Consider the following 21,439-nt stretch of genomic DNA (forward strand, 5'->3'; position numbering starts at 1 on the left):
CCTGCCGCCAGCGTTCAATCTGAGCCATGATCAAACTCTTCAATTTAAGTTTGATGCTCGTGAATTAAACTTCGTAATGAATTACGTGTTCACTCAGAGACTTGGTATTCATTTATTGTCCGAAGACGTTAAGAATCCATGTCACTTTGAGTGCCCACACAGATTGTCTGATAAATTGTTAAAGAGCAGTTGCGACGCGCCTTAGCGCCTGTCGCGAGGTGGCGTATAATACGCTTTCCTCATTCAGAGTCAACCCTGTTTTTCAGAGCCTTCCCTGCTGACCCGGCGGCTTGTGCACCGTTGTTCCGTGTCAGTGGAGGCGCATTATAGGGAGTAATTCTGATGTGGCAAGGGGTATTTTAAAAAAAAAGCCCACCCGCTTATTTTTAAGCCAAAACACCCGTCAGAATTAAATTATTGCCTGGTTTTTAAGCAAAAACGAGCCCAATGGGCCCGTTTTTGCTGTTTTGTGATTTACTGCACTGCCACTATCCGATCGTTTTTCACAACTAATTGCACTTCTTTACCCGGGATAAGCTCACCAGAAAGAATTTGTTGCGCCAGCGGGTTTTCAATCTGCTGCTGGATAGCACGTTTCAGCGGACGTGCGCCATAAACCGGATCGTACCCGTTTTCACCTAACAGTTTCAGCGCATCATCAGACATGTGGACTTCATAACCACGCTCTTCCAGACGTTTATACAACCGTTGCAGTTGAATCTGCGCAATAGAAGCAATGTGTTTTTCACCCAATGGATGGAAGACGACAACTTCATCAATACGGTTGATAAACTCCGGACGGAAGTTCTGGCTAACCACGCCCAGCACTATTTCTTTCATGTGGCTGTAATCCAACGAGCCAAAACGTTCCTGAATCAGATCGGACCCCAGGTTCGAAGTCATGATAACCACTGTATTACGGAAATCGACCGTTCTCCCCTGCCCGTCAGTCAAACGTCCATCGTCCAGTACCTGTAGCAGAATGTTGAACACATCCGGGTGCGCTTTTTCCACTTCATCCAGCAGGATGACGGAATAAGGACGACGACGAACCGCTTCAGTCAGATAGCCGCCTTCTTCATAGCCAACGTATCCCGGAGGAGCCCCGACAAGACGAGAAACGGAATGTTTCTCCATAAACTCGGACATGTCGATACGCACCATCGCATCGTCGCTGTCGAACATAAAGTTAGCCAGGGCTTTACAGAGCTCCGTTTTCCCCACCCCCGTAGGACCAAGGAACAGGAATGAGCCAATAGGACGATTGGGATCGGATAACCCGGCACGGCTACGGCGGATCGCATTCGATACCGCTTCCACCGCTTCGTTCTGCCCAATGACGCGGCTATGCAGGTCCTGCTCCATACGTAGCAGTTTCTCACGCTCACCTTCAAGCATTCTGGCTACCGGAATGCCGGTCCAGCGCGCCAGCACTTCTGCGATTTCCGCATCGGTGACTTTGTTACGCAACAGACGCATGGTCTTACCTTCAGACTGGGTAGCTGCTGCCAGCTGTTTTTCCAGTTCCGGGATCTTGCCATACTGTAGCTCTGACATCCGCCCCAGATCGCCAACACGACGCGCCTGCTCAATAGCGATTTTGGCCTGCTCCAGCTCAGCTTTAATCGTCTGGGTCCCGGAAAGCGAGGCTTTTTCCGCCTTCCACTCTTCTTCCAATACCGAATATTGACGTTCTTTATCCGCCAGCTCGTCATTGAGCATATCCAGTCGCTTGATACTGGCTTCATCCGACTCTTTCTTCAGCGCCTGCTGTTCCAGCTTGAGCTGGATAATACGGCGGTCAAGCCTGTCAAGTTCTTCCGGTTTAGAGTCAATCTGCATACGGATGCTGGATGCCGCTTCGTCGATCAGATCGATAGCTTTATCCGGCAACTGACGGTCGGCGATATAACGATGAGACAACGTGGCCGCCGCCACAATCGCCGGGTCAGTGATCTGCACATGGTGATGCAGTTCGTAGCGTTCCTTCAGGCCACGCAGGATGGCGATGGTATCTTCAACCGTCGGTTCGGCGACAAATACCTTCTGGAAACGACGTTCCAGCGCGGCATCTTTCTCAATATACTGACGATATTCGTCCAGCGTCGTGGCGCCCACGCAGTGCAGTTCCCCACGCGCCAGAGCCGGTTTCAGCATGTTCCCGGCATCCATCGCGCCGTCCGCTTTACCCGCTCCAACCATGGTGTGCAATTCATCGATAAACAGAATAACGTTACCTTCTTGCTTAGAGAGGTCGTTCAGCACGCCTTTTAAGCGCTCTTCAAATTCACCGCGGTACTTGGCGCCCGCAACCAGCGAGCCCATATCCAGCGCCAGCACCCGACGGCCCTTCAGCCCTTCCGGGACTTCGCCATTGACGATCCGCTGCGCCAGCCCTTCAACGATGGCCGTTTTACCTACCCCTGGCTCACCAATCAGCACCGGGTTATTTTTGGTACGACGCTGCAGAACCTGAATTGTACGCCGTATCTCTTCATCACGGCCAATCACCGGATCAAGCTTGCCCTGCTCGGCACGCTCGGTCAGATCGATGGTAAATTTTTTCAATGCCTGACGTTGGTCTTCGGCCCCCTGATCGTTCACGCTTTCACCTCCGCGCATTTGTTCAATCGCCTGACTCACACTGGCGGTTGTTGCCCCGGCGGATTTTAAAAGGTCGGTCAGCGTACCGCGTGATTCAAGCGCCGCCAGAACAAATAGCTCTGACGAAATAAAGTTGTCTTTTCTCTTTTGCGCCAGCTTGTCGCAAAGGTTCAGGATACGTACTAAATCCTGAGATGGCTGAACATCGCCACCAGTGCCTTCCACCTGTGGCAAACGGCTCAGCGCCTGTTCAATTTTGCTGTGTAATTCCCCGGCATTAATACCTGCCGAAGTTAATAATGGACGTACCGATCCCCCTTCCTGATTCAGCAAGGCGCTCATTAGATGAAGAGGTTCGATAAACTGGTTGTCGTGCCCAAGTGCAAGCGACTGGGCATCGGCAAGAGCAAGCTGGAATTTATTGGTAAGACGATCCAGACGCATAACTCCTCCCATAACAGGTCAAATTTGCTACTGGAGATTAAATGAGGTCATCCCTCAATTATTCAAGGTTAAAGACCTGAACTATGCAAAAATAAGTTTGCCTTCTGGATCGTCTTAGCTCGGCAGGTTATATCAGCCAGATAAAACTTGCCATACGACCTGTCGTTCTGTCGCGACGATAAGAGAAAAATTCATCCTTTTCGCTAAAGGTACAGCGATCGCCACCAAAAATTTGCGCCACGCCAACATTCGCCAGACGCTGACGGGCCAGATGGTAGATATCAGCAAAATACTTTTCACCCGCGGGACGAAATGCGCTTTCCGCCTGTAAATCCTTTGCCATAAAGGCTTCACGCACTTCGGGGCCAACTTCAAACGCATCCGGCCCAATAGCAGGCCCAAGCCAGGCCATAATATTTTCCGGCTTATCGGCAAAGCAGGCGACGGTTTCTTCCAGAACGCCTGCACATAAACCGCGCCAGCCGGCATGAGCCGCCGCGACTTCGGTACCTGCGCGATTACAAAACAGCACCGGCAGGCAATCGGCGGTCATCACCGCACATACTGTGCCTGGCACATTGCAGTATGAAGCATCCGCTCGCTTTGACGCATATGGCCCGCCATCGAGTTTCAACACTGCCGTGCCGTGAACCTGCTCCAGCCACACGGGGTATGACGGCAAGCCGCCAGCGGCAAACATGCGCCGACGATTCTCTTCTACGAGCTGCTGATTGTCTCCGCAATGAGCGCCAAGGTTGAGTGAAGCGTATGGCGACAGACTAACCCCGCCAACGCGCGTGGAACTACAGGCAGCCACGCCTTTCGGCATCGGCCATTGCGGTACAATCAGTTTAGTCATAGCCAGTCGATATCATCTTTGTGAGCGTCAAAATCGGCACGCATGGCGTCAATCAAATCAACCATATCCTGCGGGATGGGCGCATGCCATTCCATCTCAATGCCGCTGATCGGGTGGTATAAGCGCAACATCGTCGCATGCAGCGCCTGACGATCAAATTTACGCAACGCCGTAATAAACGCTTCCGACGCGCCTTTCGGCGGACGCGGACGCCCCCCGTAGACAGGATCGCCCACCAGCGGATGGGTGATATGCGCCATATGCACGCGAATCTGGTGCGTACGGCCAGTTTCCAGACGCAAACGCAAACGCGTATGAATGCGAAAATGCTCCATAATCCGATAATGGGTCACCGCTGGTTTGCCCATTGGGTGCACAGCCATATGCGTACGCTTGGTCGGATGGCGGCTGATCGGCTCTTCAACCGTTCCGCCTGCGGTCATGTGACCAATCGCCACCGCTTCATACTCACGGGTGATTTCACGCAGTTGCAGGGACTCCACCAGCCGGGTTTGCGCCGGGATAGTTTTCGCTACCACCATCAACCCGGTGGTATCTTTATCCAGGCGGTGCACAATCCCCGCTCGCGGCACATCAGCAATAGCCGGATAGTAGTGCAACAGCGCATTCAGCACAGTACCGTCAGGATTGCCCGCGCCGGGATGGACAACCAAATCACGCGGTTTGTTAATTACGAGGATGTCATCATCTTCATAAACGATATTGAGCGGAATATCCTGCGGCTGGAAACGAACCTCTTCTTCGATTTCAACATCGACAGAAACGGTCTCTCCCCCCAGTACTTTCTCTTTCGGCTTGTCGCTGACATTGCCGTTAACCAGCACTCTCTGGTCAAGGATCCATTCTTTTATGCGCGAACGCGAATAATCCGGGAACAATTCGGCCAAAGCCTGATCTAAGCGTTGACCGAGTTGGTTTTCGGATACCGTTGCGTTGAGTTGTACTCGTTGTGCCATATACAGCTTCTTCGTTTAACGTTGGGTTTTACGGCTTTGCCGTTTAATATAGTGTGCTATTGTAGCTGGTCTTAATCGGGAGCAGGAACCGAGATTCTCCCGCATAAACATTTTGAGGAAGTCAAAACGTCATGACGCGCATGAAATACCTGGTGGCAGCAGCCACACTGAGCCTGGCTTTGGTGGGTTGCTCTGGCTCAAAGGAAGAGGTGCCCGATAATCCGCCGAATGAGATCTACGCGACCGCTCAGCAAAAGCTGCAGGACGGTAACTGGAAACAGGCAATAACGCAACTGGAAGCGTTGGATAACCGTTATCCCTTCGGCCCTTATTCCCAACAGGTACAGTTGGATCTGATTTATGCATACTACAAAAATGCCGACCTGCCGCTGGCGCAGGCAGCCATCGATCGTTTTATGCGCCTGAACCCTACGCATCCTAACATTGATTACGTCATTTATATGCGTGGTTTGACAAATATGGCGCTGGATGACAGTGCGCTGCAGGGCTTCTTCGGTGTCGATCGCTCTGACCGCGACCCACAGCACGCGCGCGATGCCTTCAACGACTTCTCCAAACTGGTTCGTGGCTATCCAAACAGCCAGTACGCAACCGATGCCTACAAACGTATGGTCTATCTGAAAGATCGTCTGGCGAAGTACGAGCTGTCCGTCGTGAATTACTACACCGATCGCGGCGCATGGGTCGCGGTTGTCAACCGCGTAGAGGGTATGCTGCGTAACTATCCGGATACCCAGGCCACCCGTGATGCATTGCCGAAGATGGAAAATGCTTATCGCCAGATGCAAATGAATGCGGAGGCCGACAAGGTCGCGAAAATCATTGCGGCAAACAGCAAAAACACCTGATCCCGGTAAATAAGCCAAACGGCAGCCTTTTGGCTGCCGTTGAGGCTGATGACAAACCTGATTTAGATATTGTGCTCGCATTTCTGCCGGGTGGCGGCTATCGCTTTACCTGGCATGTAAAACCAATAATATCATCATGTTATGGGTTTTTCGTAGGCCCGCGCAAGCGAAGCGCCGCCGGGCAATTCCGGAAAAACGCACTTTGTCAGCAATCTGAACGGCAGCCTTTTGGCTGCCGTTTTTATGTGCATGTCAGCGTGAGCTGAAGCGGTTTAGTGCTGAGTTAACCCATCAAATATGGCCCTCTTTCCTGCGTTCGACAAGCAAAATCTCCCCCGTTCCTGTCCTGACTCACAAAACAAATTCGTTGACAAAAAGTGACAATAAAATGTGATTTAACTCACGATTTTTGACATTAGGCGCGGTATGCTGAATTCACCAAGACGGGAAAGACAAGAGGTAAAATTTATGACAATGAACATTACCAGTAAACAAATGGAAATTACTCCGGCAATTCGCCAACACGTCGCAGACCGTCTCGCCAAACTTGATAAATGGCAAACTCATTTAATTAACCCGCACATCATCTTGTCTAAGGAACCGCAGGGTTTTATCGCTGATGCAACTATCAATACGCCGAACGGCCATCTGGTTGCCAGCGCGCGGCACGAAGATATGTATGCCGCCATCAATGAATTGATCAACAAGCTGGAACGGCAGCTGAATAAAGTGCAACACAAAGGGGAAGCCCGCCGCGCCGTAACATCGGTGAAAGAGGCAGGCTTTGTGGAAGAAGAAGAGTAATCCTTAACTTAAGTTTGTGTAATGCAACGCGCCTTCGGGCGCGTTTTTTATTGACAGAGAGAAAACAGTGCAGGTACTGTAATCCCACTGACTCAAGGAATTCATCGTGAAATTGATCCCGTTTTTCTTCGCATTCTTTTTTACCTTCCCCTGAATGGGAGGCAATTCGTCGTGTGATAAAGAATGCGAAGACGAACAACAAGGCCTCCCACGCGGGAGGCCTTTTTTATTGATATTCGATAACAAGAAAGGCAACACATATGACCGAGGAAAACCCATTACTGGCCTTACGCGATAAGATAAGCGCTCTGGATGAAAAGCTGCTTGCGCTGCTGGCGGAACGCCGTAGCCTGGCCGTCGAGGTCGGTAAGGCCAAGCTGGCGTCGCATCGTCCGGTGCGCGATATCGACCGGGAGCGCGACCTGCTGGAACATCTGATGGCCCAGGGGAAAAACCACCATCTCGATGCGCATTACATTACGCGCCTGTTTCAGTTGATCATTGAAGACTCGGTTCTTACCCAACAAACCCTGCTACAACAGCGCCTGAATAAAATTAATCCACACTCCGCACGCGTGGCGTTTCTTGGCCCCAAAGGTTCATACTCGCATCTTGCGGCCCGCCAGTATGCCGCCCGCCACTTCGAACAGTTTATCGAAAGCGGCTGTGCCAAGTTCGCCGATATCTTTGAGCAAGTGGAAACCGGGCAGGCTGACTATGCCGTCGTGCCGATTGAAAACACCAGCTCCGGCGGCATCAATGATGTTTACGACCTTCTGCAGCACACCAGCCTGTCTATCGTCGGCGAACTGACTCTGCCTATCGATCACTGCGTGCTGGTCTCAACATCAACCAATGCCCAGCAAATTACGACCGTCTACAGCCACCCGCAGCCGTTCCAGCAGTGTAGCCAGTATCTTAGCCGCTATCCGCACTGGAACATTGAGTATACCGACAGCACCTCCTCAGCAATGGAAAAAGTGGCGCAGGCTAACTCGCCGACCGTTGCCGCTCTGGGCAGCGAAGCCGGCGGAGCGCTTCATGGCTTACAGGTGCTGGAACATTGCCTGGCTAACCAGGCACAAAACATCACCCGATTCCTGGTGCTGGCGCGCAAAGCGGTGGAGGTTTCCAGCCAGGTGCCGGCAAAAACCACGCTGCTGATGGCCACTGGTCAACAGGCCGGTGCGCTGGTAGAGGCGCTACTGGTATTGCGCAATCACAATCTGATCATGACCAAGCTGGAATCTCGCCCGATTCACGGCAATCCGTGGGAAGAGATGTTCTATCTGGATATTCAGGCCAATCTGCAATCAATAGCCATGCGCAAGGCGCTGAAAGAGCTGACCGAAATAACCCGCTCCATGAAAGTGCTGGGCTGCTACCCCAGCGAAAACGTGGTGCCGGTTGATCCGGTTTAACGTTCACGAAACGGCAATTTCTTCATTCCTGCCACAGAAACCGGCAGGGTGAAGATTGCCCCGGAAAGCGGATACTTCGCCACTTCATCGGCATCCATATTCTCCCGCGTGGTAGTGATATAAAGCGTTTTCATGTCTGCGCCGCCGAAACAGACCATCGTAGGGCAGCGAACGGGCAGACGATACTCTTCCAGTTGTTCGCCGGTTGCTGAAAAGCGTGCAACGCGCCAGCCATCAAACATCGCGATCCAGTAGCACCCTTCGCTATCAATAGCAGCGCCATCCGGGATCCCTTCTCCCGCAACGAAGCGATGTATAACCTCACGTTTACCAGGCTCCCCTTGCCCGTCCAGCGCAGTGCGATAAATAACGGCGTTCGGCGTATCCGAGGTGTACATCCAGCGCTTGTCTTCGCTAAATGCCAGACCGTTAGCACCGTGGATATCACACTGAATCACCCGTGGACTGAGGCTATTATCAATACGCATCAGGAGCGCGCCGTTAAAATCCCCCGGCCCCCAGAACGTCCCCGCGTAAAAGCGGCCATCACGATCGGTTCCACCATCATTAAAGCGCGCCAGTTGCGGATTACTGGGGTTATCGCAGACTTTTCGCTGCAGCAGACCATGCGCATCTGTGAGCCAGATAGCGCTGCGTAAAGCGACAATAAATCCCCCCTTTTCGCGCAGCGCAAAACAGCCGACTTCTTCGGGAAATTGCAGTACCTGATGCTCGCCAGTATGCACATCATAGCGGTGAATCTCACACGCCATAATATCGGCCCAGTACAGTGCCTGTTCGCTTTCACTCCAGGTCGGGCATTCCGGCAGATACCCGGCATAATCAAACAGCGGTTGTGGTTCAGCCATGTTTTCATCCCTATAAAAAAAGCCAGCGGGTAACCCCTCTGGCTTTATTGTATACATGTTTTACGGCTTACTGCCGATTATCATTTGCCTGGCGCAGCAGCGTTCGGCTTTCGCTCTGGAAACGTTGGGCGTAATCGCCAAACCAGTGTTCAACCTTACGGAAGCTATCGATAAACGCCTGTTTGTCGCCCTGCTCAAGCAGACCAATCGCCTCCCCAAAACGCCGATAGTAACGCTTTATCAGCGCGAGGTTATTTTCCGAAGACATAATGATATCAGCATAGAGCTGCGGATCCTGGGCGAACAGTCGGCCAACCATCGCCAGCTCCAGACGATAAATAGGTGACGACAGCGCCAAAAGCTGCTCAATGCGCACATTCTCTTCCGCCAGATGCAGGCCATAGGCAAATGTCGCAAAGTGGCGCAGCGCCTGAATAAAGGCCATATTCTGATCGTGTTCGACGGCGCTGATACGATGCAGACGCGCTCCCCAGACCTGAATTTGCTCCAGAAACCACTGGTAAGCCTCCGGCTGACGACCATCGCAATACACGACTACCTGCTTCGCCAGGCTGCCGCTATCCGGACCAAACATCGGATGCAACCCCAGCACCGGCCCTTTATGCGCGGCCAGCATCGCCTGCAGCGGCTCTGCTTTAACAGAGGCCAAATCGACCAGAATACAGTCCGCAGGCAACGGTGGCAGTTGTGCAATCGTCGCCACCGTCTTGTGAATCGGTACGCTGACGATAACCATACCGGCATCCGCAACAATCGCCTCGGCCTGTGACCAGTCTTCTTTCTCCAGAATACGCACCTGGTACCCGGAAAGCGTCAGCATCTTCTCAAACAGACGCCCCATTTGCCCGCCACCGCCGACAATCACTACCGGACGCAGGGTCGGACACAGCGTCTTAAAGCCTTTATCATTTTCGCTGGAATAAGACTCACGCATCACGCGACGCAAAACATCTTCGATCAGGTCCGGCGGGACCCCAAGGGCAACAGCATCCTCACGCCGGGAAGCTAACATTGCGGATTCACGCTCCGGGACGTAAATCGGCAACCCAAACTGGCTTTTAACCTCTCCAACTTCCGCCACCAGTTCCAGCCGCTTTGCCAGCAATGCCAGCAGCGCCTTATCGACTTCATCTATTTGATCGCGTAACGCGGTCAGTTCAGCAACCATATGATCCTCTTACACCAGACGAGCCGCCAGATGGCCTCGCAGATCTTTATCAATTTCACGGAGCAACGCCTCGGTGGTTTCCCAACTGATGCATGCATCCGTTACGGAGACCCCATACTTCATATCGCAACGCGGTTGCTCAGAGGACTGGTTACCTTCATGGATATTGCTCTCAATCATCAGACCAATAATGGAACGATTACCATCTTTAATCTGTGCGACAACGGATTCTGCTACCGCAGGCTGGCGGCGAAAGTCTTTATTCGAATTCCCATGGCTGCAATCTACCATCAGCGAAGGCTTCAGTCCCGCCTGAATCATCTCTTTTTCGCATTCCGCGACATCTTGTGGGCCGTAGTTCGGTGCTTTACCACCGCGCAGAATAACATGACCGTTGGGATTGCCCTGGGTTTGCAGCAGGCAGACCTGCCCCGCCTGATTGATACCAACAAAACGGTGCGGCATGGCTGCGGCACGCATCGCGTTAATCGCCGTTGCAAGGCTGCCATCGGTACCGTTTTTGAAACCGACCGGCATTGACAGGCCAGAGGCCATCTCACGGTGAGTCTGGGATTCCGTGGTACGCGCACCAATTGCGGACCAGCTAAACAGATCGCCGAGATACTGGGGACTGTTCGGATCCAGCGCTTCTGTCGCCAATGGCAGCCCCATATTGACCAGATCAACCAGCAGATGACGGGCAATCTTCAAGCCACCTTCAACATCAAACGAGCCATCCATATGCGGATCGTTAATCAGCCCTTTCCAGCCAACGGTGGTACGGGGTTTCTCAAAATAGACGCGCATGACCAGATAGAGGCTATCGCTGACCTCTGCGGCAAGGGTTTTAAAACGACGAGCATATTCAACCGCGGCTTCAGGATCGTGAATTGAGCAAGGACCACACACCACCAACAGGCGCGGATCGCGACCCGAAATAATGTCTGAGATTGTCTTCCGGGACTGCGCGATCTGCGCTTCCTGCTCAACACTCAAGGGGAATTCGGCCTTCAACTGATCCGGCGTGATCAAAACCTGTTCGTCGGTAATGTGTACATTGTTCAGCGCGTCTTTTTGCATGATTGGATCCTGTATAGCTCGTTTGCGATAGTGATTTCCTCAGCGAGGAGGAGGTAACGATACCATACCAAGTAAAGATTTCAATCCATATTCCGTAAATTTTAATTTACACCAGCAATTTATTCGCACAACACACTCTTTTTTAGTAAACATTAATTTACACCAAAGTGAATTCCTCTGGCATTCCCCACCCACCCTATCTTCCTTTACTAAAAATCCTGGCAGAAATTACCGTAAAGCCGCAGGCGTGGCTAATGACGGTTTTCACCGATAATGTTATCCTCCGCTCAGGTATCAGCAACCTGCATTCCCCACGCTATGACAACCTGACGGAACCGTAATGACCGTTCTTCACCGTCTCTTTTTGACTTTAGTATTATCTCTTGTGGGTCTCCCTGCTGTTGCCTCCGGGCCGTCTGAAAATGTTCGTACTATCGTTTCGGGCATTGTGTCTTACACACGCTGGCCACAGTTACCAGGCCCACCCAGACTCTGTATTTTTTCGACATCACGTTATATCCATAGCCTGGCTGAAGAATCTGTGGAAATGTTGCCTTATCACCCCGTGATTGTTCGTAACACTGACGAAGCCTTACAGACGATTTGCGATGGTTTTTATTTTGGCAGTGAATCACCAATACAACAGGCTGAATTTACGGCTAGATATGGAAATCGCCCCCTATTGCTTATTGCGGAACAAAATACCGATTGCTCTATTGGCAGTGCTTTTTGTCTGCGTATAAATAATGAGAGAGTCAGATTTTCCGTAAATCTGGATGTACTGACGCACAGCGGCGTTCGGGTTAATCCCGATGTACTGATGCTTGCCCGGAAAACATCGCATGAATAAGGATTTGTCTCAGGCCCCTCGCCCCACATTTAAACGAGCGCTACGCCGTATCAGCATGATTAGCGTGGTTATCTCGATGACTCTAATCTGGTTACTGCTGAGCACCGCATCGGTATTTACGCTCAAGCAATATGCGCAAAAAAACCTTGAGCTGACGGCTGCAACAATGGGACATAGTCTGGAAGCCGCACTTGTTTTTGGTGATAGTTCCGCGGCCCGGGATACGCTGGCCGAACTGGGTAAACAGGGGCAATTCTCCAGGGCCGTTTTACTGGATAAGCAGCAAAGAGACTTCGCAGCATGGAATAACGATCATCTGGTCAGCCAGGAAAAAATCAGCGACACGATCAGTAAATGGTTATTCCCGGAACCCACAGTTCAACCGATCTGGCATCAAGGGAAAATTATCGGCGAACTCAGACTGACCGCGCTGGACAAACTAATAAGTCATTTTCTCGGTATCGCAATTGTGGTTTTAACCGGGAGTATTTTTTTCGCGTCCTGTATCGCATTACTCCTTACCCACTCGCTGCATCGCGGCATTGTGAGCGCATTGCAAAATATTACTGAAGTGGTACACGATATTCGCAAAAATCGTCATTTCTCCCGCCGGGTTCCCGAAGAACGCATTGAAGAATTTCACCTGTTTGCCCAGGATTTTAATAGCCTGCTGGGAGAAATGGAGGACTGGCAGCAACAACTACAGGCCAAAAATGCCCAGCTCCTGCGCAGTTCATTACTCGATCCGTTAACCGGACTGGCTAACAGAGCGGATTTTTGTAATGCCATTACTGCGTTGATGAAAGACAAAACCAGACATAATTGCTCTGCATTATTATTTCTTGATGGCGATAACTTCAAACGCATTAACGATAACTGGGGTCATGCGGCAGGGGACAACGTTTTAATCGACGTTGCCAGACGCCTGATGGCCTTTGTCGGCAAACAGCACCAGGCATGGCGTCTGGGGGGCGATGAGTTTGCCATTCTGCTGCGAGGCGTTCGCACTGAAGCCGAAGTTCAGGTGCTCTGCGATGCATTATCCGAGCAGTTTCTCCCGCCGTTTAATCTCCAAAACGGCCACACCGCCAGGCTGTCACTGAGTATCGGTTATGCGTTAACCTGGGAACACGACTGCGCAGAAACACTACAAGAGCTTGCCGATCAAAATATGTATCGGATGAAAAACCAGCGTTTACAGCAAACACAAAAATAAAAGGAGTCACAATGTTCGGGAAATATTTTGCTTCCACGTTACTGGCCATACTGTTTCTCACCAGTTGCCAGGCCCCACAAGGTAAATTCTCTCCGGAGCAGATTGCAGCCATGAAATCATACGGCTTCACTGAGACCAACGGTGGCTGGTTATTAGGATTATCGGATGCCATTTTATTCGATAAAAACGACTACCATTTGCGCGCCGACAGTAAAAGAAAAATTCATACGATGGCATCACGTCTGGCCGCCACGGGTATTACCCACAGTCGTCTGGAGGGGCATACTGACAATTACGGTGAGGATAGCTACAACGAAATGTTATCGCTTAAGCGTGCTGACAGCGTAGCGGATGCCTGGGCCGAAGGTGCAAATATCCCGCGAGCAAATTTGACTACGCGCGGACTCGGGAAAAAATACCCTATCGCCAGCAACGATACCGCAAAAGGGCGCGCAGAAAACCGCCGCGTCACGGTGATTATCAGTACACCTTAAACTCTTTAATCGCTTGATCTAACCTGTAAAAGGGCGTGCTGACTATCGTCTCTGCACATGGCGCGATATCGTAAGTAAGCCACACGCCATGAAGGATTCAGCTAACGGTAAAAAAAGGGCCAGCCTGCAGGCCAGCCCTTTTATTCAGGATGTCGCGAAAGCGAATCTTAGTTAAGACGCTCTTTAATACGAGCAGCCTTACCGGTACGCTCACGCAGGTAGTACAGTTTAGCTTTACGCACAGCACCACGACGTTTAACAGAAATGCTGTCAACAACCGGAGAGTGAGTCTGGAAGACACGCTCAACGCCTTCGCCGTTGGAAATTTTGCGAACAGTGAATGCAGAGTGCAGACCGCGGTTACGAATAGCGATAACCACGCCCTCGAATGCCTGCAGACGTTTTTTGGAACCTTCAACAACCCATACTTTCACTTCCACGGTATCACCCGGACGGAAGGAAGGTACGTCCTGCTTCATCTGCTCTTGTTCAAGTTGCTTAATAATGTTGCTCATAATTTAATCTCTTATCCTGGGTAAACTGATATATCGGGAGCGTATTACGCTTGCCCATCATGTTTATGTTGCTGTTGTGCGTGTTCCGTTTTGAACTCCGCCAGCAACCTTGCTTGCTCTTCAGTCAGAGCCAGGTTTTCCAAAAGTTCAGGTCTTCTAAGCCAGGTCCGGCCCAGCGACTGCTTCAGGCGCCAGCGACGTATCTCAGCATGGTTTCCCGACAACAACACCGACGGAACGTCCATACCTTCCAACACTTCAGGACGCGTATAGTGTGGACAATCCAGCAATCCATCAGCAAAAGAATCTTCAATTGCTGAAGCTTCATGACCCAGAACACCCGGTATAAACCGGGAAACGGAATCAATCAGCGTCATTGCCGGTAACTCTCCACCGCTGAGAACGTAATCGCCGATTGACCATTCTTCGTCAATCTCGGTCTGAATTACGCGCTCATCTACACCTTCGTAGCGACCACATACCAGAATCAGTTTCTGATTGGTTGCCAGCTCGCTGACGCCTGCTTGATCAAGCTTGCGCCCCTGAGGTGAAAGATAAATCACCTTTGCACCTTCACCTGCCGCGTCTTTTGCTGCATGAATGGCGTCCCGCAAGGGTTGCACCATCATTAACATCCCCGGCCCGCCGCCATATGGACGATCGTCCACGGTACGGTGCCGATCATGCGCGAAGTCACGAGGACTCCAGCTCTGGATGTTCAGCAGGCCATTTTTTACTGCCCGGCCAGTTACCCCGTAATCGGTAATTGCGCGAAACATTTCAGGAAACAGGCTAACGATACCTATAAACACAAGCCAATCCCCATAGTGCCGTTTTGTTACCGTTTATCCGGAGAATTTAAAAACCAGGATCCCAGTCTACTTCGATTGTACGAGTAGTGAGATCGACTTTCTTGATAACCTGCCCATCGAGGAACGGAACCAACCGCTCCTTGATACCAAATGCATCTTTCAGGCTTGCCTTGATGACGAGAACGTCATTAGACCCGGTTTCCATCATATCGACGACTTTACCGAGGCTATAGCCTCCAGTGGTTACTACCTGGCAGCCCATCAGGTCTTTCCAGTAATAATCACCCTCTTCCAGCGCAGGCAACTGCGAAGAATCCACGACAATTTCGCAATTGGTCAATAGATTCGCGGCATCGCGATCATCAACGCCTTTCAGCTTGATGATGATATCCTGATTGTGGTGACGCCAGCTTTCCAGCTCAACGACCTGCCACTGACCCGCCTTCTGGATTACCCAGGGCTGATAGTCAAAAATGCTTTCGGCGTCTTCGGTGGAGGAAAACACTCTGAGCCAACCACGGATACCGTAGGAAGAACCCATCTTGCCCAATACAATCGGATCAACAGGTGCTTGTGCGGTGTGTTGCTTGCTCATCATGACCACCGTGACAGATTAAGCTGCTTTGTTAGCGGCTTTGATCAGCGCAGCTACGCGATCGGAAACGGTCGCGCCCTGGCCAACCCAGTGAGCGATACGATCCAGATTCAGACGAGTGCCTTCTTCGTTCGCAGAAGCGATTGGGTTGAAGAAGCCAACGCGCTCAATAAAGCGACCGTTGCGTGCATTACGGCTGTCGGTAACAACAACCTGGTAGAACGGACGCTTTTTCGCGCCGTGACGTGCTAAACGAATAGTAACCATAACATCCTCTTGTGTGAATAAAACACCGGGCCCCATCGAGGAACGGAGCCCGGTGTCATATTAAAAGCCCGAAAATTTTACTGATTTCTGTGCAAAAATCAATTCAAAACTACATACGCTAAATAATTCGAGTTGCAGGAAGGCGGCAAGTGAGTAAATCCCCGGGAGCGTACACAAGTACGTGACCGGGGTGAACGAACGCAGCCAACGCATCTGCGGCTTGAATTATGAAGCGTATTAGCGGCCAGGGAAGCCAGGCGGCATCATACCCTTCATGCCGCGCATCATTTTCATCATGCCGCCTTTCGACTTCATTTTCTTCATCATGCGCTGCATATCGTCAAACTGCTTCAGAAGGCGGTTCACATCCTGCACCTGCATTCCGCAACCCGCGGCAATACGGCGCTTGCGCGAACCTTTAATGATTTCCGGCTTCGCGCGCTCTTTCAGCGTCATCGAATTGATGATCGCTTCCATACGCACCAGAACCTTGTCATCCATCTGCGCTTTAACGTTATCCGGGAGTTGCCCCATGCCCGGCAGTTTGCCCATCAGGCTGGCCATCCCCCCCATGTTTTTCATCTGACGCAACTGTTCAAGGAAATCGGTCAGATCGAAACCGTCACCTTTTTTCAGCTTAGAGGCCAGCTTCTCGGCCTGAGCACGATCGACTTTACTTTCGATATCTTCGATCAGCGACAGAACGTCGCCCATGCCGAGAATACGAGAAGCGATACGGTCCGGATGGAACGGCTCCAGCGCTTCGGTTTTCTCGCCTACGCCGAGGAATTTAATTGGCTTGCCGGTGATATGACGAATCGACAGCGCCGCGCCGCCGCGGGCATCGCCATCAACTTTGGTCAGCACAACGCCGGTCAGCGGCAGCGCTTCGTTAAACGCCTTCGCCGTGTTCGCCGCATCCTGCCCGGTCATCGCATCGACGACAAACAGGGTTTCTACTGGATTCAGAGACGCATGGACTTGTTTTATCTCGTCCATCATCGCTTCATCAACATGCAGACGACCGGCGGTATCCACCAGCAGCACATCGTAGAATTTAAGCTTTGCCTCTTTCAGCGCGGCATTAACAATATCAACCGGTTTCTGACCAACATCCGATGGGAAGAAATCGACGCTAACCTGTTCGGCCAGCGTTTCCAGCTGTTTAATTGCCGCTGGACGATACACGTCGGCAGAAACAACCAGCACTTTCTTTTTATGCTTTTCACGCAGGAATTTACCCAGCTTAGCGACGCTGGTCGTTTTACCCGCCCCCTGCAAGCCGGCCATCAACACCACGGCTGGCGGCTGTGCGGCTAAATCCAGCGCCTGATTCTCTTCGCCCATCGCCGCAACCAGCTCGTTGCGAACGATTTTGACGAACTCCTGGCCTGGCGTCAGGCTTTTGTTAACTTCATGGCCGACCGCGCGCTCTTTCACGCGGTTGATGAAGTCACGAACCACAGGCAGCGCGACGTCCGCCTCCAGCAGCGCCATGCGCACTTCGCGCAGGGTGTCTTTAATATTGTCTTCGGTGAGGCGTCCACGGCCGCTAATGTTGCGCAGCGTACGCGACAAACGATCGGTTAAATTATCAAACATTGTCTCTCGCCTGAGGTGGAAACGGTCGGTCGCCGCAGCGACACAAAAATACGGAATGGCCGCAGTATAACACGACATCAACGCGAATGTGCTGCAACGGTTGGAGCCAGAGTCGCGTGACGCTATACTGCTTTTCTCTACTATTAAGTCAACAGTCGACGCCCATATGCCTGTTTTTGCTCTACTCGCGCTTGTCGCCTACTCCATCAGCCTCGCGCTGATTATCCCTGGCCTGCTGCAAAAAAACAGCAGCTGGAGGAAAATGGCGATCCTTTCCGCAACTGTTGCGTTGATTTGTCACGCCTTCGCGCTGGAATCACGCATTTTTCCTGGCGGCGAAAGCGGGCAAAACCTTAGCCTATTAAATGTAGGATCGCTGGTCAGTCTGATGATTTGCACGGTGATGACCATTGTCGCATCGCGTAATCGCGGCTGGCTATTGCTGCCCATCGTCTACACTTTCGCACTGATCAATCTCGCCTTCGCGACCTTTATGCCGAACGAGTACATCACGCACCTGGAAACCACGCCGGGTATGCTGATACATATCGGTCTGTCGCTCTTCTCATATGCGACGCTGATTATCGCCGCTCTGTACGCGCTACAGCTGGCATGGATTGACTATCAACTGAAGAATAAAAGGCTGATATTCAGCAACGAAATGCCGCCGCTGATGAGCATCGAACGTAAAATGTTCCATATCACCCAGGTCGGCGTGGTTCTGTTGACCCTGACGCTGTGTACCGGGTTGTTCTATATGCATAACCTGTTTAGCGCAGAAAATATTGATAAAGCCGTGATATCTATTGTGGCGTGGTTCGTTTATATCGTCCTGCTTTGGGGGCACTATCATGAAGGCTGGCGCGGGCGCCGGGTCGTCTGGTTCAACGTGGCTGGCGCAGGATTGCTGACGCTGGCCTATTTTGGTAGCCGCGTCTTGCAGCAATTCATGAGCTAAGTCTTTAAGGAATCCCAAGTGGAACATATCTCCACCACTACGCTAATCGTTACTCTGCTCATTATGGTGCTCATCTCCGCCTATTTCTCCGGTTCTGAAACCGGCATGATGACGCTAAACCGCTACCGCCTGCGCCACATGGCCAAGCAAGGCAATCGCCAGGCGAAACGTGTCGAAAAGCTGCTGCGCAAACCCGACCGTTTAATCAGCCTGGTGCTGATCGGCAACAATCTTGTCAATATCCTGGCTTCGGCGTTAGGCACCATTGTCGGGATGCGCCTGTACGGTGATGCCGGCGTCGCCATTGCCACCGGCGTGCTGACCTTCGTGGTGCTGGTTTTCGCCGAGGTGCTGCCGAAAACCATTGCCGCGCTCTACCCGGAGAAAGTCGCCTACCCCAGCAGCCTGCTGCTCGCGCCGCTGCAAATATTAATGATGCCCCTTGTTTGGTTGCTCAACACCATCACCCGCATTCTGATGCGCATGATGGGCATTAAAACCGACATCGTTATCAGCGGAGCATTGAGCAAAGAGGAGCTACGTACCATTGTTAATGAATCTCGCTCACAGATATCCCGCCGCAATCAGGACATGCTGCTATCCGTGCTGGATCTTGAGAAGGTCAGCGTTGACGACATAATGGTTCCCCGCAACGATATTGTCGGCATCAATATTAACGACGACTGGAAATCTATCGTCCGGCAACTGACCCACTCTCCGCACGGACGCATCGTGCTATACCGCGATACGCTGGACGATGCGATCAGCATGCTGCGCGTCCGGGAGGCGTATCGCCTGATGACGGAAAAAAAGGAGTTCACGAAAGAAATCATGCTCCGTGCTGCCGATGAAATTTACTTCGTGCCGGAAGGTACGCCGCTCAGCACGCAACTGGTGAAATTCCAGCGAAATAAGAAAAAAGTGGGCCTGGTAGTGGATGAATATGGCGATATTCAGGGGCTGGTCACGGTGGAAGATATTCTCGAAGAGATCGTCGGGGATTTCACGACGTCAATGTCCCCTACACTTGCAGAAGAGGTCACGCCGCTAAACGATGGCTCAGTGATTATTGACGGCAGCGCCAACGTACGTGAAATCAATAAAGCGTTTAACTGGCATTTGCCGGAAGATGAAGCGCGCACGATTAACGGTATCATTCTGGAAGCCCTTGAGGAGATTCCGGCCCCAGGTACCCGCGTACGCATCGAACAGTATGATATTGATATTCTTGATGTTCAGGAGAATATGATTAAGCAGGTGAAGGTGATGCCGGTAAAACCCATTCGCGAAAGCGTGGCGGAGTCGTAGCAAGCCTTACTTTTTTGCTCGATATGAATAGCAAAACGGCCACCCTGGGGTAGCCGTTTCACTGTTATTTACTTCGCTTTCGCCACGGTCACCATCGCCGCGCGAATCGTACGACCATTCAGGGTATAGCCCTTTTGCATCACGCCCAGAACATTGCCAGCCGCCACATCTTCAGACTCAACCATCGCAATGGCCTGGTGTACGTTCGGGTCCAGCGGCACATTGGTATCAGCAATCACTTCCACGCCGAATTTACGCACCACATCCAGCATTGACTTCAGCGTCAGCTCAATGCCTTCAATCATTGGAACCATATCCGGGTTAGCTTTATCAGCCACTTCCAGCGCGCGATCCAGGCTGTCGATAACCGGCAGCAGTTCGTTGACGAATTTTTCCAGCGCGAACTTATGCGCTTTTTCGATATCCTGCTCCGTACGACGACGCAGGTTATCCTCATCGGCTTTTGCACGCAGCACCACTTCACGTTCGCGCTTCTGCGCTTCAACAAGCTGTGCTTCCAGATTCGCAATTTTTTCATCGCGCGGATCCACCTGCTCAGCCGAAACTTCAGGCTCTACCGCCTCAACGTCATCGTGCTGCTCCGTGATAATTTCTTCCGGGGCTTGCCCCTCAGGCGTTTTCTGTTCTTTACTACTCATGAATTTCTCCGCGTTTTTTCGCATTCATCTCGCTAACTTCGCTTATTATGGGGATCAGTTTCCGGGTTTCAAGGGAACACAGCCAGATTGTCACTATTCATTTAACCTAAGGACATCCAGATCATGAAGAACCATTTCAAGTGTATAGGCATCGTGGGACACCCCCGTCACCCAACCGCCCTGACCACACATGAAATGCTCTGGCGCTGGCTGTCCAGTAAAAATTATGACGTACTGGTTGAACAGCAAATCGCGCATGAACTGCAGCTTAGCGGTGTTAAAACAGGGACGCTGGCGGAAATTGGCCAACAGGCGGACCTGGCCGTTGTCGTTGGCGGCGACGGCAATATGCTCGGAGCCGCACGCACGCTGGCGCGCTACGATATCAACGTCATCGGCATTAACCGCGGCAATCTCGGTTTTCTGACCGATCTCGACCCGGATAACGCGCTACAGCAGCTCGCCGACGTACTCGAAGGCCATTATATCGCCGAAAAACGCTTTCTGCTGGAAGCGCAGGTGTGCCAGCAAGATTGCCAGAAGCGCATTAGCACAGCCATTAACGAAGTCGTTCTGCACCCCGGCAAAGTTGCGCATATGATTGAGTTTGAAGTCTATATTGACGAGGTATTTGCGTTCTCTCAACGCTCCGACGGCCTGATTATCTCTACGCCGACCGGTTCCACGGCCTATTCCCTCTCCGCCGGAGGACCGATCCTGACGCCTTCGCTGGATGCTATCACCCTGGTGCCCATGTTCCCGCATACGCTTTCGGCCCGCCCGCTGGTCATTAACGGCGACAGTACCATTCGTCTGCGTTTCTCCCAGCGCTGCAGCGACCTGGAGATTAGCTGTGACAGCCAGATAGCCCTCCCGATTCAGGATGGTGAAGATGTATTGATCCGCCGCTGCGATTATCACCTCAACCTCATTCACCCTAAAGATTACAGCTATTTCAATACATTAAGCACTAAACTCGGCTGGTCAAAAAAATTGTTCTGATTTTATGCCCCGCCTCTTTACTGTATAAAAAACCAGTTTATACTG

The 21,439-nt window shown here is 51.7% G+C and carries 22 protein-coding genes and 1 other annotated feature; of the genes, 10 read left to right on the plus strand and 12 right to left on the minus strand.

Annotation, left to right across the window (positions count from 1 at the left end; translation table 11 throughout):
* Positions 1 to 474: 474 nt before the first annotated feature.
* The 3 genes from clpB to rluD form a co-directional block, all read right to left on the minus strand.
* A complete protein-coding gene (gene clpB, locus ABK821_RS20740) occupies positions 475 to 3,048 on the minus strand; it encodes an ATP-dependent chaperone ClpB (protein WP_138363084.1) in 2,574 nt (857 codons plus the stop codon).
* Positions 3,049 to 3,175: 127 nt separating this feature from the next.
* Positions 3,176 to 3,907 (minus strand): purine nucleoside phosphorylase YfiH, encoded by a 732-nt coding sequence (yfiH, locus tag ABK821_RS20745; RefSeq protein ID WP_138363085.1) that lies wholly within the window; start codon positions 3,905 to 3,907, stop codon positions 3,176 to 3,178.
* Positions 3,904 to 4,884, minus strand: a complete 981-nt coding sequence (gene rluD / locus ABK821_RS20750) for a 23S rRNA pseudouridine(1911/1915/1917) synthase RluD (protein ID WP_138363086.1) — start codon at positions 4,882 to 4,884, stop codon at positions 3,904 to 3,906. Before rluD ends, yfiH begins: the two co-directional genes overlap by 4 nt.
* Before the next feature lie 131 nt (positions 4,885 to 5,015).
* Between rluD and bamD the strand changes: the two genes are divergently transcribed.
* The 4 genes from bamD to pheA all read left to right on the plus strand — a co-directional run bounded on the left by bamD (position 5,016) and on the right by pheA (position 7,978).
* Positions 5,016 to 5,753 carry an outer membrane protein assembly factor BamD gene (gene bamD, locus ABK821_RS20755; RefSeq protein WP_138363087.1) on the plus strand — a complete coding sequence of 246 codons (738 nt, stop codon included), beginning with the start codon at positions 5,016 to 5,018 and terminating at the stop codon, positions 5,751 to 5,753.
* A 468-nt stretch (positions 5,754 to 6,221) separates the two neighbouring features.
* Positions 6,222 to 6,557: a ribosome-associated translation inhibitor RaiA gene (gene raiA / locus ABK821_RS20760; protein WP_138363088.1), complete on the plus strand. Its 336-nt coding sequence runs from the start codon at positions 6,222 to 6,224 to the stop codon at positions 6,555 to 6,557.
* A 105-nt stretch (positions 6,558 to 6,662) separates the two neighbouring features.
* Positions 6,663 to 6,787: a sequence feature (Phe leader region), on the plus strand.
* Entirely contained in the window at positions 6,664 to 6,711 is a 48-nt protein-coding gene (gene pheL / locus ABK821_RS20765) for a pheA operon leader peptide PheL (protein WP_101706155.1), read from the plus strand. It overlaps the preceding feature by 48 nt.
* 30 nt (positions 6,788 to 6,817) lie before the next feature.
* A complete protein-coding gene (pheA, locus tag ABK821_RS20770; protein ID WP_343178850.1) occupies positions 6,818 to 7,978 on the plus strand; it encodes a bifunctional chorismate mutase/prephenate dehydratase in 1,161 nt (386 codons plus the stop codon).
* On the opposite strand, the gene ABK821_RS20775 is transcribed toward pheA, so the two are convergent.
* The 3 genes from ABK821_RS20775 to aroF form a co-directional block, all read right to left on the minus strand.
* Positions 7,975 to 8,847, minus strand: coding sequence for an SMP-30/gluconolactonase/LRE family protein (locus ABK821_RS20775; RefSeq protein ID WP_142502438.1), 873 nt, complete (start codon positions 8,845 to 8,847; stop codon positions 7,975 to 7,977). The two genes, pheA and ABK821_RS20775, sit on opposite strands and share 4 nt — an antisense overlap.
* A 67-nt stretch (positions 8,848 to 8,914) precedes the next feature.
* Positions 8,915 to 10,036, minus strand: coding sequence for a bifunctional chorismate mutase/prephenate dehydrogenase (gene tyrA / locus ABK821_RS20780; protein ID WP_343178849.1), 1,122 nt, complete (start codon positions 10,034 to 10,036; stop codon positions 8,915 to 8,917).
* Between the two features lie 9 nt (positions 10,037 to 10,045).
* A complete protein-coding gene (gene aroF, locus ABK821_RS20785) occupies positions 10,046 to 11,116 on the minus strand; it encodes a 3-deoxy-7-phosphoheptulonate synthase AroF (protein ID WP_138363092.1) in 1,071 nt (356 codons plus the stop codon).
* A 340-nt stretch (positions 11,117 to 11,456) separates the two neighbouring features.
* Here aroF and ABK821_RS20790 point away from each other — a divergent pair, with 340 nt between their 5' ends.
* The 3 genes from ABK821_RS20790 to ABK821_RS20800 are packed head-to-tail and all read left to right on the plus strand — an operon-like array spanning position 11,457 to position 13,676.
* Positions 11,457 to 11,966: a YfiR family protein gene (locus ABK821_RS20790; protein ID WP_138363093.1), complete on the plus strand. Its 510-nt coding sequence runs from the start codon at positions 11,457 to 11,459 to the stop codon at positions 11,964 to 11,966.
* Positions 11,959 to 13,182 carry a diguanylate cyclase DgcN gene (dgcN, locus tag ABK821_RS20795; protein WP_138363094.1) on the plus strand — a complete coding sequence of 408 codons (1,224 nt, stop codon included), beginning with the start codon at positions 11,959 to 11,961 and terminating at the stop codon, positions 13,180 to 13,182. Before ABK821_RS20790 ends, dgcN begins: the two co-directional genes overlap by 8 nt.
* Positions 13,183 to 13,193: 11 nt before the next feature.
* The gene (locus tag ABK821_RS20800) at positions 13,194 to 13,676 is read left to right on the plus strand and encodes an OmpA family protein (RefSeq protein WP_395034105.1); all 483 of its coding nucleotides are present in this window, start codon (positions 13,194 to 13,196) and stop codon (positions 13,674 to 13,676) included.
* A 167-nt stretch (positions 13,677 to 13,843) separates the two neighbouring features.
* Here ABK821_RS20800 and rplS read toward each other — a convergent pair whose 3' ends face one another.
* From rplS to ffh, 5 genes are all read right to left on the minus strand, one after another.
* Positions 13,844 to 14,191 (minus strand): 50S ribosomal protein L19, encoded by a 348-nt coding sequence (gene rplS / locus ABK821_RS20805; RefSeq protein WP_000065253.1) that lies wholly within the window; start codon positions 14,189 to 14,191, stop codon positions 13,844 to 13,846.
* Between the two features lie 44 nt (positions 14,192 to 14,235).
* Positions 14,236 to 15,003 (minus strand): tRNA (guanosine(37)-N1)-methyltransferase TrmD, encoded by a 768-nt coding sequence (trmD, locus tag ABK821_RS20810; protein WP_395034108.1) that lies wholly within the window; start codon positions 15,001 to 15,003, stop codon positions 14,236 to 14,238.
* A 46-nt stretch (positions 15,004 to 15,049) separates the two neighbouring features.
* Positions 15,050 to 15,598, minus strand: coding sequence for a ribosome maturation factor RimM (gene rimM, locus ABK821_RS20815; protein ID WP_138363097.1), 549 nt, complete (start codon positions 15,596 to 15,598; stop codon positions 15,050 to 15,052).
* Between the two features lie 18 nt (positions 15,599 to 15,616).
* A complete protein-coding gene (gene rpsP, locus ABK821_RS20820) occupies positions 15,617 to 15,865 on the minus strand; it encodes a 30S ribosomal protein S16 (RefSeq protein ID WP_138363098.1) in 249 nt (82 codons plus the stop codon).
* A gap of 237 nt (positions 15,866 to 16,102) precedes the next feature.
* Positions 16,103 to 17,467, minus strand: coding sequence for a signal recognition particle protein (gene ffh / locus ABK821_RS20825; protein WP_138363099.1), 1,365 nt, complete (start codon positions 17,465 to 17,467; stop codon positions 16,103 to 16,105).
* A gap of 166 nt (positions 17,468 to 17,633) precedes the next feature.
* Between ffh and ABK821_RS20830 the strand changes: the two genes are divergently transcribed.
* Positions 17,634 to 18,425, plus strand: a complete 792-nt coding sequence (locus ABK821_RS20830; RefSeq protein WP_138363100.1) for an inner membrane protein YpjD — start codon at positions 17,634 to 17,636, stop codon at positions 18,423 to 18,425.
* 18 nt (positions 18,426 to 18,443) lie between these two features.
* Positions 18,444 to 19,733, plus strand: a complete 1,290-nt coding sequence (locus ABK821_RS20835) for an HlyC/CorC family transporter (RefSeq protein ID WP_138363101.1) — start codon at positions 18,444 to 18,446, stop codon at positions 19,731 to 19,733.
* Positions 19,734 to 19,801: 68 nt separating this feature from the next.
* Here the strand turns inward: ABK821_RS20835 and grpE are convergent, their stop codons facing one another.
* On the minus strand, positions 19,802 to 20,392 hold the full coding sequence (grpE, locus tag ABK821_RS20840) for a nucleotide exchange factor GrpE (RefSeq protein ID WP_138363102.1): 591 nt from the start codon (positions 20,390 to 20,392) through the stop codon (positions 19,802 to 19,804).
* Positions 20,393 to 20,515: 123 nt separating this feature from the next.
* Between grpE and nadK the strand changes: the two genes are divergently transcribed.
* A complete protein-coding gene (gene nadK / locus ABK821_RS20845) occupies positions 20,516 to 21,394 on the plus strand; it encodes an NAD(+) kinase (RefSeq protein WP_138363103.1) in 879 nt (292 codons plus the stop codon).
* Positions 21,395 to 21,439 lie beyond the last annotated feature (45 nt).

The sequence above is a fragment of the Klebsiella sp. KE9456 genome, from assembly GCF_043832615.1.
GTDB lineage: Bacteria > Pseudomonadota > Gammaproteobacteria > Enterobacterales > Enterobacteriaceae > Klebsiella > Klebsiella indica.